Raw genomic sequence first — 15,172 nt, 5'->3', positions numbered from 1 at the left:
CGCCACTCATTGCCCCGCGCCGCATCGGCTCAACCACCGCACGGACGCCACCGGCCCACACGGTAGCGTCTTGGCGTGACCGCCGACCCGAATCTCGACACCGGCCTGCCGATCCGCCTGCTGCACGACCGGGTGCTGGTCAAGGTGGACGGCAGCGAGGGCGAACGCCGTTCCACCGCAGGCATCGTCATCCCGGCCACCGCCGCCGTCGGCAAGCGGTTGGCCTGGGCCACCGCCGTGGGGGTGGGTCCGCACGTACGCGCCGTCGTGGCCGGCGACCGGGTGCTCTTCGACCCGGACGACCGCTCCGAGGTCGAACTGCACGGCCGGGGGTACGTGCTGCTGCGCGAGCGGGACGTGCACGCCGTCGCCGCCGAACGGGTGGAGAGCGAGTCCACCGGCAGCACCGGCCTCTACCTGTAGGTCCGGTCCCTCCCCGGCAGTCGTCCCGGGCGACCTACCGGTTTGTCCCGCTTCCCGGCGGGAAGCCAGGCACGTCCAGGCGCCCTGGGGAGGGACGATGCCGGTTCTCGTGAAGAAGGTGCTGCTCTGGGGCAGCGTCGCCTTCCTGATCTATTTCATGGCGTTCCGCCCGGACGGGGCGGCCCAGATGTTCAAGGGGATCGGGGCCGCCCTGATGGCGATGGCCCAGGGCCTCGGCGACTTCCTCACCACCCTGATGACCTGACCCCACCCGGGGCCGGGCCGGTCAACGCCCGGCCGGGCCGGTCAGCGTCCGCCGCCGGGCGGCCAGGGGGCGGCCGGGCGGGGGCCGTACCAGCCGGGCGGGCCGTAGCCGGCCGGGTACGCCGGGGGCGGCGGCGGGGCCAGCACCACCGGGATCGGCACCACCGGCGAGTCCGGGGCGTCGACGACCCGCTGCGTGCCGTCGGGGAACCGCAGGTGGTAGCGCTGCCCGTCCCAGACCCCCACCGGCGTCTGCGGGTCCCGGCCGACGAAGAACGACCGGTACGCCGCGATCGTCTCCAGCAGCTGCCGTTCCTCCCGCAGGGTGTTCTCCCGCTCCGCCGGTTTGCGGTCCAGACCGCGCCGCATCCCGTCGCGCAGCAGCGCCAGCCGGGTCGCGGCGAACTGGTAGCCGCGCATCGCGCGCAGCCCGGCGTCCCCGCCGACCCGCCGGGCCCAGGTGCGGGCGGCGTGCCGGCGGCCCAGGCTGCCCAGGGCGGCCACCTCGGGCGGGCTCAACCAGCCCGCCCGCACGTAGTCGGGCAGGGTCCGCTCGGTGAGCCGCCCCTCCCAGGCGCGCAGCCAGACCGCGAAGCCGACCATGCCGAAGAAGATCGGCACCATCACCGCGACCATCCCGTAGAAGAAGATCACCGCCTGGCCGGTGGCCTGCACCAGCGTCGGGATCAGGTTCCAGGTGCCGTGCAGCATCATCGCCAGCAGCAGGCCGGCGACCGGGGCGAGCACCCGGACCCGCCGGTCGGCGGTGCGCGCGGCGATGCCCAACCCCACCCCGGTCATCGAGGTGAACAGCGGGTGGGCGAAGCCGAAGAAGAGGATCCGGGAGATGAAGATGACGATGACGTTGCGGACACCGGTGGCCGGCCCCCACTGGTCGACGCCCGAGGCGTACCCGAGGCCACCCAGGTAGAGGATGTTCTCCACCATGGCGAACCCGACGGCGGACAGCCCGCAGTAGACCAGGCCGTCGGTGATCCCGGACCACTCCTTGCGCCGGAAGATCAGCAGCAGGATCGGGCCGAGCGCCTTGGTCAGCTCCTCGATGAACGGGGCCACCAGCACCCCGGTCAGCGACGACGAGACCCCCCAGTCCTTGAACAGGGCGGCGAAGGTGTTGTTGACGGTCAGCGACGCGGCGGTCGAAACGAATGCGCCCCAGGCGAAGCAGAAGATCAGGTACTTCAGCGGTTCGGGTTCGTACCTGTCGAGCCAGAGGAAGCAGGCGACCAGGACGGGCACCGGCAGGATCGCCGCGGTCACCCCGACCAGCAGCGCGTCCAGACCCAGGTTGGAGCCGAGCGTGTAGAGCATGTAGACCGCGCAGGCCGCGATCAGCAGCACCACCCCGGCCAGCACCAGGACCCGCCGCCAGCCGAGCCGGCGCAGCGGCATCCGGGGCGCGGCGGCGTCCGGCGACGGTACGGCGGGCGCGGGCGTCAGCGGGGGCCCGCCGGGCGGGGTGTCGGCCATGTGGATCAGCGTAGTCATCCCCGGCCCGTTCGGCCGGGCTCTCCCGGTGCGCGACGGCACGGTCCACGGCCGGGGCGGCCCGGGGGGCGGCGCGGTCGGACGAGCCCAGGGACGGCGCGGTCGGGTCAGCCCAGCGGCGGCGCGGTCGGGGGTTTCGGGGCGGCGTGCTGCTCCGCCGGGCCGCCGCCCGGTTTGTCCTTGTCGCCGAACGCCTGCCGGACCAGCCGGTTGGCGTCCTCCTGCTCGATGCCCGAGGCGACCAGCAGGTCACTGGCGGTCGTACGCACCTGGGCGATCACCACACTGCCGGAGAACCCGACCCCCTGGTCGTACGCCCGGCCGGCCTCGCTGACCGCGCGCAGCGACCGTTCCCGGGCCCGTTCCGGCTCGTCCCCGGCGGCGAACTCGTGGCGCAGCAGGCGGACCGACTCGGCCAGGTGGACCACCGCGTCGGGCATCGGCTCCGGAACCGGCTCGTCGTCCTCGATCATGGTGACCGCGCGCCGGATCAGGGTGCCGCTGTTGCGCATCGCCCGGTCGATCGGGTCGGCCGCCTCGGCGTAGTGGGTCAGTTCGCTGCGCCGGTGCCAGCGGGCCGGGGAGAGCGTGCTGGTCTCCTTCGCCCCCTCGATGGCCTCGGTGAAGGTGGCCAGTTCCTCCTTGTTCTCGCGCAGCCGGTCCAGCGCCCGCTGGGCGGCGCTCCGGTCCCGGTCACGCAACGCCTGGGCGCAGACGTCGAGCTGGTCGGCGAGCAGGTCGAGCGCCGGCCGGGCCGCCCGGTTGATCACCCGGAGCGGGTTGAGCGGCAGCAGGATCGCCGTGACCAGCAGGGCGATGCCGCCGCCGACGAACGCGTCGACGAACCTGGGCAGTTCCAGATCCTCGGTGGACGGGCTCAGCGTGACGATCAGCACGGCGGTCGCGGCGGCCTGGATCACCACCGCGACGCTGGCCCCGAAGAAGGTGGTGAGCACGATCGCCGCGGTCACCACCAGCCCGAGCTGCCAGCCTCCGGTGCCCAGGAAGTAGATCAGCACGTCGCCGAGGAACACCCCGACCGCCACCCCGACGATCAGCTCCACGGTCCGGCGCAGCCGCTGGCCGACCGAGGCGGCCAGGGTGCCGACCGCCGAGATCGGTGCGAAGACCGGTTGCGGGTTGCCCAGCAGGTGGTGCGACACGATCCAGGCCAGCGCGGCGGCCAGCCCCGCCTGCACGGCCAGGCCCATCGCCAGGTGCACCTGGTGCAGCCGGTCGCGCAGGGTGGCCCGGCCCCGGTGGCGCAGGTAGGCCACCGCCTCGGCGATCCGCGCGGTGTCGATGTCGTCCCCGGCGTCACGCAGCCCGGTCCGATGCAACAGTGACGGTCGTCGGTCCCGGGCCAGCGCCATGGCGGGGACTACCCGCGCCACACCGGTTCATCCCTGCGGCAGAATCGTCCGGGTGACCGAGCTGATCGACAGGTGGGTGGCGGCGGCGCTCGCCGCCGGGGCCGCCGCCGGGCCGGCGCTCACCGCCGCCGGGGTCGACCTGCTCAACCGCTGGCGGGAGCCGCACCGGCGCTACCACACGGAGCACCACCTGCGGGCGGTGCTCGACCTGGTCGACCGGCACGCCGACCTGGCCGACCGGCCGGAACGGGTCGCGCTCGCCGCCTGGACGCACGACGCCGTCTACGACCCGCGCGCCGCCGCCGACGCCAACGAACGGGCCAGCGCAGAACTGGCCGGCGACCTGCTCACCGGGCTGGGGGTGCCGGCCGGCACGGTGGCCGAGGTCCGCCGGCTGGTGCTGCTCACCGCCGGGCACCGCACCGCGCCCGGCGACCGTGACGGCGCGTTGCTCTGCGACGCCGACCTGGCCGTCCTGGCCACACCCCCCGAGGTGTACGACGGGTACGCCGCCGCGATCCGCGCCGAGTACGCGCACGTGCCCGAGGCGGACTTCCGTGCCGGCCGGGCCCGAGTGCTCGACGGGCTGCTCGCCCTGCCGACCCTGTTCCGGCTGCCCCCGCTGGCCGCCCGGTGGGAGGCACCGGCCCGCGCCAACCTCCGCCGCGAGCTGACGTCCCTGCGCTGACCTGCCGGCCGACCGTCGACACCCCGGGGTGCGGGCCGACCGGCGTCAGCGGCGGGCGAGGTCCCCGGGCAGGTCGGGGCGGTTGAGGTGTTTGGGGCGGCGCAGGCCGGCGGCGTACAGCAGGCGGACGATCTCCCGGCTGGGCACCACCCGGGCACCGAGCCACACCGCCACGGCGAACCGGTCGGCGGGGATGTCGTAATGGTCCCGGTCGAATCCGCGCCGGGGCACCCCGAGCATCTCGGCGAACACGTGCAGCTCCGCCGGGGAGACGTCGCTGATCAGGTGCGACCAGAGCCGACCGCGCCACGGCCAGGCGGGCCGGTCCAGGTACAGCATGGCGGCCAATCTAGCCGCCGGTTAGCCTCGGCCGCATGGCTGGCTCCCTCCTCCTCGACGACCTGCGGGCGGCTCTCGGCGACGAGGCGGTCCTCACCGATCCGGATCTGCTCCGGCTGCACCGGCGCGACGAGGCGGACCTCTGCGCCGCCGGCACGCCGCTGGTGGTCGTCCGCCCCCGGGACACGGCACAGGTGGTGGTGGTGGTCCGGGCGGCGGCCCGGCACGGCGTACCCGTGGTGCCGCAGGGGGCGCGGACCGGGCTGGCCGGCGCGGCGAACGCGGTCGACGGCGCGGTGGTGGTGAGCACCGTCGCGATGACCGCGATCCGGGAGATCGACCCGGTGGCCCGGATCGCCGTGGTGCAGCCGGGCGTGGTGAACGCCACGCTGGCCCGCGCGGTGCGGGAACAGGGCCTGTACTACCCGCCCGACCCGGGTTCCTGGGAGTCCTCCACCATCGGCGGCAACGTCTCCACCAACGCCGGCGGGATGTGCTGCGTCAAGTACGGGGTGACCACCGAGTACGTCCTCGGGCTGGAGGTGGTGCTCGCCTCCGGCGAGGTGCTGCGCACCGGCCGGCGTACCGCCAAGGGCGTGGCCGGGTACGACCTGACCCGGCTCTTCGTCGGCGCGGAGGGCACGCTCGGCGTGATCACCGAGGTCACCGTGGCGCTACGGCCCGCGCCGGAGGAGTCGCTGACGATGGTGGCGGTCTTCGACTCGACCGCCGGGGCGGGTACGGCGGTGGCCGGGATCGCCGCGCAGGGCCTCACCCCGAGCCTGCTGGAACTGCTGGACCGGACGCACCTGCGGGCGATCGAGGCGTACCGGCCGATGGGGTTGCGGACCGATGCGCAGGCGCTGCTGCTCGCCGCCGCCGACACCGGCCCCCGGGCGGCGGACGACCTGGCCCGGATCGCCGGGGTCTGCACGGCGGCCGGCGCGCAGGAGGTCTACGCGGCGACCGACGCGGTGGAGGCGGCGGCGCTGCTCCAGGCCCGCCGGCTGGCCCACCCGGCGATGGAGAAGTTCGCCGTCGACACCTACCCGGACGGCAACGGCGGCCTGATCATCGACGACGTGGCGGTGCCCCGGGGGGCGCTCGCCACGCTGCTGGACGGGGTGGCCCGGATCGCCACCGAGTGCGGGGTGCCGATCGGGGTGGTCGGTCACGCCGGTGACGGCAACCTGCACCCGAACATCGTGGTGGACCGGGCCGACCCGGCGAGCCTGGAGCGGGGCCGGCGGGCCTTCGACGAGATCATCCGGCTCGGGCTGGAACTCGGTGGCACCTGCACCGGCGAGCACGGCGTCGGGCTGCTCAAGCGGGACTGGCTGGCCCGGGAGATCGGCCCGGTCGGCGTCCGGGTGCACCAGGCGATCAAGGCGGCGCTCGACCCGGCGGGGCTGTTCAACCCGGGCAAGGTGCTCTGAGCGGGCCGGCTCGGCTCAGCGGGTCGGCTCGGCCGGGGTGGCCTGGGTGAGCAGGAGCAGGATCTCGCCGGCCACCGCCGGGCGTTCCTCACCCGGGCAGTCCTGCGAGGTGATCAGACCAGCCGTGGTGAGCAGGCTGGACGTCAACGCGTCGATGCAGGTCGCCCGGTACCGGCGGGCCTGGTCGGTCTCCTGGGCCAGCCGCGGGTCGGCCAGCAGCCGGTGCAACCGCTGCACCTGTTCCGGGTCCAGCGAACCGGCCGAGGTGACCCCGTCGCCGGCGCAGTCGGCGCACTCCCACCGGCCGTCCGGCTCGACGGTCAGCGAGCGTAGTGGACCGTCCTCGCCGAGCTTCTGCATCAGGCTCACCCGGGTCGCCCCCGGCGCTGTCGTGCCGCCCCGACCCTCCGCCGTGGACCCGCCCTGCCGGTCGACCAGCGCGCAGCCGGTCAGGGTGACCGTCATGACGGCGGGGACGAGGAACGCGCGTGACCACTGAGGGGGAACCACGGGCCGGAACCTATCCCACCCCGCTGCCATCGGGAACCGGCCGACCGGCCCCGCACCGCCGCCCCGGGTCCGGTCAGCGCGACGACGTCGGCAGGTGCAGCGGGCCGTCCTCCACCCCGTCGGCACCCCGGTCGGCCGCGAAACCCCGCACGTCGGGGGCACCGAGGCGGGCCGCGTCGGCGGTCGCATCGTCCGGCATGAGCTGCGACTCCCGCTCGGCCTCGACCCGGGCCCGGTAGTGCGCGATCTCCCGCTCCCGGGTGGCCGCGTCCCAGCCGAGCACCGCCCCCATCAGCTCCGCCGTGTGCCCGGCCGAGTCGAGACCCCGGTGGGTCGTCTCGAAGGAGATCCGGGTACGCCGGGTCAGCACGTCCTCCAGGTGCAGCGCCCCCTCGGAGCGGGTGGCGTAGGTCACCTCGGCGGCCAGGTACTCCGGTGCGCCGGCCAGCGGCGAGGCGAGCAGCGGGTCGGCGGCGATCAGCGCCAGCACCTCCAGGGTGAGCGTGCCGTACCGCTCCAGCAGGTGTTCGACCACACCGACGGGCACCCCGTGCCGGCGGGCCAGGTCGGCCCGGTCCCGCCACATCGCGGCGTAGCCGTCGGCGCCGAGCAGCGGCAGGTCGGCGGTGCGCGAGGGGCGTACGCCGCCGAGCCGGTGGGCGGCCCGGTCGACCACGTCGGCGGCCATCACCCGATAGGTCGTGTACTTGCCGCCGGCCACCAGCAGCAGTCCGAGCATCGGCTCGAAGACGGCGTGTTCCCGGGAGAGCTTGGAGGTCGAGTCGGCCTCACCGGCGAGCAGCGGACGCAGCCCGGCGTAGACGCCCTCGATGTCGGCGCTGGACAGCGGCCGGTCCAGCACCAGGTTGACCTGGTCGAGCAGGTACTGGATGTCGCGGGCGGAGGCGGCCGGGTGGGAGCGGTCGAGCCGCCAGTCGGTGTCGGTGGTGCCGATGATCCAGTGCCCGCCCCAGGGGATGACGAAGAGCACACTGGTCGCGGTGCGCACGATCAGCCCGGTCTCGCCGGTGATCGCCGAGCGGGGCACCACCAGGTGCACCCCCTTGGAGGCCCGGACCCGCACCCCGGGGCGCAGCCCGACGTCGTTGAGCATCCGGGACATGTCGTCGCTCCACACGCCGGTGGCGGCGATGACGGTACGGGCGCGTACCTCGAACTCGGCGTCCGGGGAGCCGGGGGGCGCCTCCAGGTCGCGGACCCGGACCCCGGTGACCTCGCGGGCCTGCCGCACCAGCCCGACGGCACGGGCGCTGCTCACCACTGTCGCGCCGAGGCTGGCGGCGGTGCGGGCCAGGGTCACCACCAGCCGGGCGTCGTCGACCTGCCCGTCGTAGTAGCGGATCGCCCCGGCCAGCGCGTCGGCCCGCAGGCTGGGGAAGACCCGGCGGGCGCCCTCACGGGTCAGGTGCCGGTGCAGCGGCATCCCCCGGCCGGTGCCAAACAGCCCGGCGAAAGCGTCGTAGGCGGCCACCCCGGCCCCGTAGTAGGAGCGGCGGAACAGCCGGGCCGGCAGGTCGCGCAGCCCCCGCCCGGCGGGGAGCGGGATCAGGAACGGGACCGGCCGGACCAGGTGCGGGGCGAGCCGGGTGGCGAGCAACCCCCGCTCGGTCAGCGCCTCGTGGACCAGGTGGAACTCCAACTGTTCCAGGTAGCGCAGGCCGCCGTGGATCAGTTTGCTGGACCGGCTGGAGGTGCCGGCGGCGAAGTCGCGGGCCTCGACCAGGGCGACCTTGAGCCCCCGGGAGGCGGCGTCGAGCGCGGCCCCGGCCCCGGTCGCCCCACCTCCGATGACCAGTACGTCGAACCGCTCGGCCCGGAGCCGGCGCAGGTCGGCGGCGCGGCGCTGCGGGGAGAGTTGACCGGCGGCGGATCGGGTCACATTGGGGTCACGCACCCGTCCACCGTAACCCGCCGGGTCCCGCCCGCAGCAGGCCCGGAACCGGCCAGATTCCCCGCCGCCCACCCGATTACGCTGAGCAACACCCACCCGGATCGGCTAGATTACGATCCGTAATCAGCTTCCCGTCGACTCCCCCTCCTCGCACACCGCCCCCCACTGCCGCGACCAGCCCGATCGCCGCATCTCCCGCCCACACTCCACCTCCCTCCCTCGGCCCCTTTGCTCTGCTGCTCTCCACGCGACGCGCACTTTCAGTGACCGCTGCGTCCAGGGCAGCAGAGCAAAGGATCCGCAAGGTAGCGTCCACACCCCACCTTCCGTCACTTTCCGTGACCAGGGGACGGAGTCGGCGACCGGGGAGAACGACGGAACGCGGGAGGTGGAAGCAGCGGCGGGCGGGACCGGCGTCGGACCGGCACCGCCGACGGACGGCGCCGTACGTCGTACTGTTTCCGGATGTTGGCCGACACACCACCTCCGCCGGGCTACGGCTTCCCGCCGAGCGCCGCCGCCCGTCCGTCGAGCCCGTGGCCGGTGGTGGCCGCCGCCCTCGCCGGCGGCTGGACGGTCACCCTCGCCGTGCTGCTCCAGGCGGTCGGCTGGTCGGTCGAGCAGTTGCAGGTGGCCGCGGGCTGGGACCGGCAGGCGTGGCTCTGGCCGGCGCTCAGCCTGGCCACCGCCCTGCTGGTCGGCCTGCCCGCGCTGCTGCTGGCCCTGCTCCCCCGCTCCCCCCGGGTCCGGGTCACCGGCCGGGTCTGGCTCGCCGCCGCGCTCGCCCTGGTCGCCCTCGGGTCGCTGCGGGCACTGCCGCAGGTCCACCACGAGGCGTACCTGGCCGCGCTGGCCGCGACGGCGACGCTGCTCGCGCTGCTGGCCGCCCGGCTGCCCGCCCCGGCCCAGCCGGCCGCCGCCATGCCCGCCCCGACCACCGCCCCCGAGGGCACCGACCCCACGCACGGGCCCGCCACACCCGCCGACCGTCACCGGCAGCGCAGCCAGCAGACCGACCACGGTCGCGGACCGGGTGGCGGGGTCGGCCGGCCGCAGGCGGTCACCCTGCTGGCGGTCGCCGCCGGGCTGGCGCTGCTGCTGCCGTGGGTCCGGTTCGGCGCGCTGGGCGGCCTGCTGGAGACGGTGCTCGCCGCGCTCGCCGCGACGGCGGTCGGTCTGCTCGCCGGAGCACTGCTCGACGACCGGTTCTGGGCCCCCTTCACCGGTGACGGGCCACCCCGGGCCGCCCGTACCGTGCTGGTCGGCGGCCTGGTCGCCGGCGTGGTCCTGTTGCTGGTCGGCGCGGGCACCGGCCACTCCGGCGTCCAACTTCCCGCGCTGCTCTTCGTCCCGCCCGTCGGGTTCGCGCTGGGCGCGTGCCAGGTGGCGGCCCGGCGGGCCGGCCGGCCCGCCGGTTCGGCACCGGTGCGCTGGCTGGTCGGCCTGGCGGTGTTCGGCCCGCTGGCGCTCACCGACCCGGAGGAGATCTCGGTCCTGCTGGCCACCACCCGCGACGTCCCGTACTGGGTCATGGTCGCCTCGGGCGTCGGGTTCGCCGTCGCGGTCCTGCTGGCCATCGGGTACGGGGTGCTGCTCGCCAGGCCGCGCGGGCGTGCGCCGCGCCGGCTGGTCGCCGCGTCGGGCGCGGCCGTCCTGCTGCTCACCGTCGGGGTGGTCGACGTGGCCGCCGGTCAGCCCGGCCTGTACGGCGAACGGCTGCTGGTGGTACTCCGCGAGCAGGCTGACCTCTCCGGCATCCCCGCCGGCCCGCCCGGCCGGGCGGGCCGGGAGGCGCGGACCGCCGAGGTGTACCGCAGGCTCGTCGCCACCGCCGAGCGCACCCAGGGCGGGCTGCGCCGGGACCTGAACCGGCTGGGCCTCGAACCGACGCCGTACTACCTGGTCAACGCGATCGAAACCGACGGCGGGCCGGCGGTGCGGGCCTGGCTGTCCGGCCGCCCTGAGGTGGCCCGGGTGCTGGTCAGCCAGCGGCTCCGCCCGTTGCCCGCACCCGCCCCGGTCAGTCGGGGCGACCAGCCGGCACCGACCGGGCCGGAGTGGAACCTGCGGATGATCGGGGCCGACCGGGTCTGGTCGGAGCTGTCCGTCACCGGCTCCGGGGTGGTGGTCGGCAGCTCGGACTCCGGGGTCGACGGCACCCACCCGGCGCTGGCCGCCGGTTTCCGGGGCGGCGACGACTCCTGGTACGACCCGTGGAACCACACCCGCTCCCCCGCCGACTCCGGCGGCCACGGCACCCACACCGCCGGCAGCGCCGTGGGGCGGGACGGCATCGGGGTGGCGCCCGGCGCGCAGTGGGTGGGCTGCGTCAACCTGGATCGCAACCTGGGCAGCCCGGCGCACTACCTGGACTGTCTCCAGTTCATGCTGGCACCGTTCCCGGTCGGCGGTGACCCCTTCACCGACGGACGCCCGGCGCGCGCCCCGGACGTGCTGACCAACTCGTGGGGGTGCCCACCGGTGGAGGGCTGCGATCCGGGGGCGCTGCGTCCGGCGACCGCCGCCCTGGAGGCGGCGGGCATCCTGGTGGTGGCTGCCGCCGGGAACACCGGCCCGGACTGCGGGTCGATCGTCGACCCGCCGGCCCCGTATGCGGACGTGCTGACGGTGGGGGCGGTGAACCGGGACCGGGTGGTCGCCGAGTTCTCCAGCCGGGGTCCCGTCGCGGGTGGGGTGGTCAAGCCGGATCTGGTCGCCCCGGGGGAGGGCATCAGGTCCGCGATGCCCGGCGGCGGCTACGCCACGCTGGACGGCACCTCGATGGCCACCCCGCAGGTGGCGGGCGTGGTGGCGCTGATGTGGTCGGCGAATCCGGCGCTGGTCGGGGATCTCGCGCGGACCCGGAACATCCTGCGGGACACGGCGCAGCCGGCCGGGCCCGCCGACCTCAGCTGCGGCCCGGTGACGGCGTCGAGCGGGGCCGGGCTGGTCGACGCGTACGCGGCGGTGCGGGCCGCCCGCCGCTGATCGCTCCCGTCACCGGGGTGGGCCGGCACGGGCCGTGGTGGGTACGGGCCGTGGACACGGAACGGGGCGGACCGCTCGCGCGGCCCGCCCCGTTCGGGGTTGGAACTGGACTCAGAAGTCCATGTCCCCGCCACCCGGGCCAGCCGGGGCGGCCGGGGTCTTCTCCGGCTTGTCCGCCACGACGGCCTCGGTGGTGAGGAAGAGCGCCGCGATCGACGAGGCGTTCTGCAGCGCCGACCGGGTCACCTTGGCCGGGTCGATGATGCCCGCGGCCAGCAGGTCGACGTACTCACCGCTGGCGGCGTTGAGGCCGTGCCCGGCGTCCAGGTTGCGGACACGCTCGACGACGACGCCACCCTCCAGGCCGGCGTTGACGGCGATCTGCCGCAGCGGGGCGTCCAGCGCGATCTTGACGATCTGCGCGCCGGTGGCCTCGTCGCCGGTCAGGTCCAGCTTGTCGAAGGCGGTCTTGCCGGCCTGCACCAGCGCGACGCCACCACCCGGGACGATGCCCTCCTCGACGGCGGCCTTCGCGTTGCGGACGGCGTCCTCGATGCGGTGCTTGCGCTCCTTGAGCTCGACCTCGGTGGCCGCGCCGACCTTGATCACCGCGACGCCACCGGCCAGCTTGGCCAGCCGCTCCTGCAGCTTCTCGCGGTCGTAGTCGGAGTCGCTCTTGTCGATCTCGGCCCGGATCTGGTTGACCCGGCCCTGGATCTGGTCGGCGTCGCCGGCACCGTCGACGATGGTGGTCTCGTCCTTGGTCACCACGACCTTGCGGGCGCGGCCCAGCATGTCGAGGCCGACGGCGTCGAGCTTGAGGCCGACCTCCTCGCTGATGACCTGGCCACCGGTGAGGATGGCGATGTCGGCGAGCATGGCCTTGCGGCGGTCACCGAAGCCCGGCGCCTTGACGGCGACCGACTTGAAGGTGCCCCGGACCTTGTTGACGACCAGGGTCGCCAGGGCCTCGCCCTCGATGTCCTCGGCGATGATCAGCAGCGGCTTGCCCGACTGCATGACCTTCTCCAGGATCGGGAGCAGGTCCTTCACCGAGGAGATCTTGCTGTTGACGATCAGGAGGTACGGGTCGTCGAAGACGGCCTCCATACGCTCCGGGTCGGTCATGAAGTACGCGGAGATGTAGCCCTTGTCGAAGCGCATGCCCTCGGTGAGCTCCAGCTCCAGCCCGAAGGTGTTGCTCTCCTCGACGGTGATGACGCCTTCCTTGCCGACCTTGTCCATCGCCTCGGCGATGATCTCGCCGACGGTGCTGTCACCGGCGGAGATGGAGGCGGTGGAGGCGATCTGCTCCTTGGTCTCGACGTCCTTGGCGAGCTTGGACAGCTCCTCCGAGACGCTGGACACGGCAGCCTCGATGCCCCGCTTCAGGGCCATCGGGTTGGCACCGGCGGCCACGTTGCGCAGACCCTCGCGCACCAGGGCCTGGGCCAGGACGGTCGCCGTCGTCGTGCCGTCACCGGCAACGTCGTCGGTCTTCTTGGCGACCTCCTTGACCAGCTCGGCGCCGATCTTCTCGTACGGGTCCTCGAGCTCGATCTCCTTGGCGATGCTCACACCATCGTTGGTGATGGTGGGGGCACCCCACTTCTTCTCGAGCACCACGTTGCGGCCCTTGGGGCCGAGGGTCACCTTCACGGCGTCGGCGAGCTGGTTCATGCCCCGCTCGAGGCCGCGGCGAGCCTCTTCGTCGAACGCGATCATCTTGGCCATACGGCGTTGTCCTCCTGGACACTCACGGGCCACCCGGGTGTTGTGCCCCGGACGGGCCGCCTGGTGTACGCACCTTGGGGACGTCGCCACCTGGCGACGACGACGTCCTCCTCGGTCGGGCCGGACAGCCCGCGACGACCGGCCATGTGCCACGCCGACGCCATCGAGACGCCTGTGTGACCGTGGCCCTACCGCCCCGACCATTGGCACTCATCGTATGCGAGTGCCAATGACTTGTTTAGCACTCTCCCCTGCCGAGTGCAAGCACGATGGGGCCGGTCAGCCGAGTTCCGCCACCAGTCGCGTGACGTTCACCGGCCCCTCCTGCGCCCGCTGCTCGGCGTACGTCACGACGAGTCCGACCAGCTGCACGAGGTAGGCGGGGAGCACCAGCACCGCGCTGACCAGGATCACCGCCACCGCGCCCACGGCGGTGCCCGGCGCGGTGAACGGGTCGGTGCCGAACGGCACGGTGCCGACCGACTCCACCACCCCGCCGAGCACGCTGCCGAGGAGCACCGCCAGTGCGACCAGCGCCACCCGGCCGAGCACCATGCCCAGCCGGTCGTGGAACATCCGGAACGAGCGGCCGACCGGGTTCTGCCCCTCGAACAGGTAGACCGGGCCGGCCAGGGCGAGGGCGAGGGCCAGGTAGACGCCGGGCAGCAGGCAGAGGCAGAACCCGACGCCGATGAGCACGCCCAGCACCAGCATCCAGCCCCACAGGCCGAGGCAGCGGCGCGCGCCGTAGCGCAGCGCGCCGGGCAGATCGGCCGGCTGGCCGGCGGCCTGTCGGGTCACCACCCAGGTGCCACCGGCCCAACCGATGCCCTGCACCACCCCGAACGCCAGCGCGACCAGGAACACCGAGACGCCGTAGATCACCAGGTCGCTGAGGTAGTCCTCGGGCAACGAGCCGTCGGCGGGCAGCACGGTCGCGTCGGGTCCCATGCCGAGCGAGAGCAGGGACACCGCCACCGCCGGCACGACCTGGGTCAGCAGCAGCAACGGCAGCAGGGGCCGCCAGCTGCGTCGTACCGCGCCGGCACACCTGCCGAACCACCCCTCCAGGCCGGCGTACGGGGGGTTGACCAGCGGGTCCTCCGGGCCCCACGGGCCGGCGTACGGCGCAGGACCGCCACCCTGGCCGGGGTACGGACCGACCCCCGGCGGGAGGCTGCCGGCAGGCGGCTGGCCCCAGCCAGGCGGCCCGACCCCGGGCTGACCCCAACCGGGCTGACCCCACCCGGGCTGCCCGGACGGTGCGCCCCAGCCAGGCTGCCCGGGGGACGTGCCCCAAGCGGGTTGCCCGGAGGGCGTGCCCCAGCCAGGCTGCCCGGGGGACGTGCCCCAGGCGGGTTGCCCGGAGGGTGTGCCCGAGGGCTGCTGGCCGGAGGGCGTGCCCGAAGGCGGTTGCCCCCACGGGCCGCCCGGGGACCCGGCAGCGGGGTCGGGCGGACCCGAAGGCGACTGGTCGGACATGAACCCTCCTCAGCGGGACGCCTGGACGGTTCACGATCTTTCCCGGCACCGGCCTGCGCCGCCAGCCGCCACCCGGACGGCCCGACGGGCCCGAACCCGCCCCGACCACCGGAGCGGCCCGGAGGTGAGACCCGCCCGACCGCCGGGGACGGCCCGGAGGTAGGAACCCCCGGCCACGGGGGCGGCCCTGGGGCGGGACCCGGTACGCCCCGTCACCGGGGAGGAGCGGGACCGGCGAGGAGGTCAGGCGATGACGCGGACCCGTTCGGCCTGCGGGCCCTTCTGGCCCTGGGCGATCTCGAACTCCACCCGCTGACCGTCGTCGAGCGCCTTGTAGCCGTCCATTTCGATGGCGGAGAAGTGGACGAAGACGTCCTGCCCGCCGTCGACGGCGATGAAGCCGTAGCCCTTTTCGGAGTTGAACCACTTGACGGTGCCCTGTGCCACGGTGCACTTCCTCACTCTGCGCGGCGTTCCCCAACTCCGGATTGCCGGCGGGCCGACAGCGGAGAGC

General features: G+C 74.3%; 12 protein-coding genes and 1 pseudogene. 5 read left to right on the top strand and 8 right to left on the bottom strand.

Features of this window, described 5'->3' with window-relative positions:
* Positions 1-75: 75 nt before the first annotated feature.
* Positions 76-423 (top strand): GroES family chaperonin, encoded by a 348-nt coding sequence (locus JQN84_RS06710; protein ID WP_204924720.1) that lies wholly within the window; start codon positions 76-78, stop codon positions 421-423.
* Positions 424-520: 97 nt separating this feature from the next.
* A complete protein-coding gene (locus JQN84_RS06705; RefSeq protein ID WP_204924719.1) occupies positions 521-688 on the top strand; it encodes a hypothetical protein in 168 nt (55 codons plus the stop codon).
* Between the two features lie 41 nt (positions 689-729).
* On the opposite strand, the pseudogene JQN84_RS06700 reads toward JQN84_RS06705, so the two are convergent.
* Positions 730-2,245 (bottom strand): annotated as a pseudogene (locus JQN84_RS06700) (PrsW family intramembrane metalloprotease).
* 58 nt (positions 2,246-2,303) lie between these two features.
* Complete coding sequence (locus JQN84_RS06695) at positions 2,304-3,563, bottom strand: FUSC family protein (RefSeq protein ID WP_372445960.1); 1,260 nt, start codon at positions 3,561-3,563, stop codon at positions 2,304-2,306.
* Between the two features lie 58 nt (positions 3,564-3,621).
* Here JQN84_RS06695 and JQN84_RS06690 point away from each other — a divergent pair, with 58 nt between their 5' ends.
* Complete coding sequence (locus JQN84_RS06690; protein ID WP_204957557.1) at positions 3,622-4,257, top strand: HD domain-containing protein; 636 nt, start codon at positions 3,622-3,624, stop codon at positions 4,255-4,257.
* A gap of 45 nt (positions 4,258-4,302) precedes the next feature.
* Here the strand turns inward: JQN84_RS06690 and JQN84_RS06685 are convergent, their stop codons facing one another.
* Positions 4,303-4,596, bottom strand: coding sequence for a DUF4031 domain-containing protein (locus JQN84_RS06685; protein WP_204957556.1), 294 nt, complete (start codon positions 4,594-4,596; stop codon positions 4,303-4,305).
* Between the two features lie 35 nt (positions 4,597-4,631).
* Between JQN84_RS06685 and JQN84_RS06680 the strand changes: the two genes are divergently transcribed.
* Positions 4,632-6,032: an FAD-binding oxidoreductase gene (locus tag JQN84_RS06680; RefSeq protein WP_204957555.1), complete on the top strand. Its 1,401-nt coding sequence runs from the start codon at positions 4,632-4,634 to the stop codon at positions 6,030-6,032.
* Between the two features lie 15 nt (positions 6,033-6,047).
* On the opposite strand, the gene JQN84_RS06675 is transcribed toward JQN84_RS06680, so the two are convergent.
* Both JQN84_RS06675 and JQN84_RS06670 read right to left on the bottom strand, forming a co-directional pair.
* On the bottom strand, positions 6,048-6,542 hold the full coding sequence (locus JQN84_RS06675) for a hypothetical protein (RefSeq protein WP_281902497.1): 495 nt from the start codon (positions 6,540-6,542) through the stop codon (positions 6,048-6,050).
* A gap of 73 nt (positions 6,543-6,615) precedes the next feature.
* Positions 6,616-8,457 carry a glycerol-3-phosphate dehydrogenase/oxidase gene (locus JQN84_RS06670; RefSeq protein WP_372445935.1) on the bottom strand — a complete coding sequence of 614 codons (1,842 nt, stop codon included), beginning with the start codon at positions 8,455-8,457 and terminating at the stop codon, positions 6,616-6,618.
* A 462-nt stretch (positions 8,458-8,919) separates the two neighbouring features.
* On the opposite strand from JQN84_RS06670, the gene JQN84_RS06665 reads away from it, so the two are divergent.
* Complete coding sequence (locus JQN84_RS06665) at positions 8,920-11,442, top strand: S8 family serine peptidase (RefSeq protein WP_204957554.1); 2,523 nt, start codon at positions 8,920-8,922, stop codon at positions 11,440-11,442.
* 111 nt (positions 11,443-11,553) lie between these two features.
* On the opposite strand, the gene groL is transcribed toward JQN84_RS06665, so the two are convergent.
* From groL to JQN84_RS06650, 3 genes are all read right to left on the bottom strand, one after another.
* Positions 11,554-13,176, bottom strand: a complete 1,623-nt coding sequence (gene groL / locus JQN84_RS06660) for a chaperonin GroEL (protein WP_204957553.1) — start codon at positions 13,174-13,176, stop codon at positions 11,554-11,556.
* Between the two features lie 279 nt (positions 13,177-13,455).
* Positions 13,456-14,184 carry a hypothetical protein gene (locus JQN84_RS31245; RefSeq protein WP_239484956.1) on the bottom strand — a complete coding sequence of 243 codons (729 nt, stop codon included), beginning with the start codon at positions 14,182-14,184 and terminating at the stop codon, positions 13,456-13,458.
* 717 nt (positions 14,185-14,901) lie between these two features.
* Positions 14,902-15,105: a cold-shock protein gene (locus JQN84_RS06650; RefSeq protein ID WP_067305333.1), complete on the bottom strand. Its 204-nt coding sequence runs from the start codon at positions 15,103-15,105 to the stop codon at positions 14,902-14,904.
* Between the last annotated feature and the right edge of the window lie 67 nt (positions 15,106-15,172).

This window comes from Micromonospora humidisoli (genome assembly GCF_016900955.1).
GTDB classification, from domain to species: Bacteria; Actinomycetota; Actinomycetes; order Mycobacteriales; family Micromonosporaceae; genus Micromonospora; species Micromonospora wenchangensis.
The sequence above is the reverse complement of the archived record's forward strand: the minus strand, read 5'-3'. Positions and strand labels throughout refer to the sequence as shown.

Excerpts from the sequence above, each read along its gene's own strand:
- JQN84_RS06685 (WP_204957556.1), bottom strand. The coding sequence starts at position 4,596 with ATGCTGTACCTGGACCGGCCCGCCTGGCCGTGGCGCGGTCGGCTCTGG.
- JQN84_RS06705 (WP_204924719.1), top strand. The coding sequence starts at position 521 with ATGCCGGTTCTCGTGAAGAAGGTGCTGCTCTGGGGCAGCGTCGCCTTC.
- JQN84_RS06665 (WP_204957554.1), top strand. The coding sequence starts at position 8,920 with ATGTTGGCCGACACACCACCTCCGCCGGGCTACGGCTTCCCGCCGAGC.
- JQN84_RS06680 (WP_204957555.1), top strand. The coding sequence starts at position 4,632 with ATGGCTGGCTCCCTCCTCCTCGACGACCTGCGGGCGGCTCTCGGCGAC.
- groL (WP_204957553.1), bottom strand. The coding sequence starts at position 13,176 with ATGGCCAAGATGATCGCGTTCGACGAAGAGGCTCGCCGCGGCCTCGAG.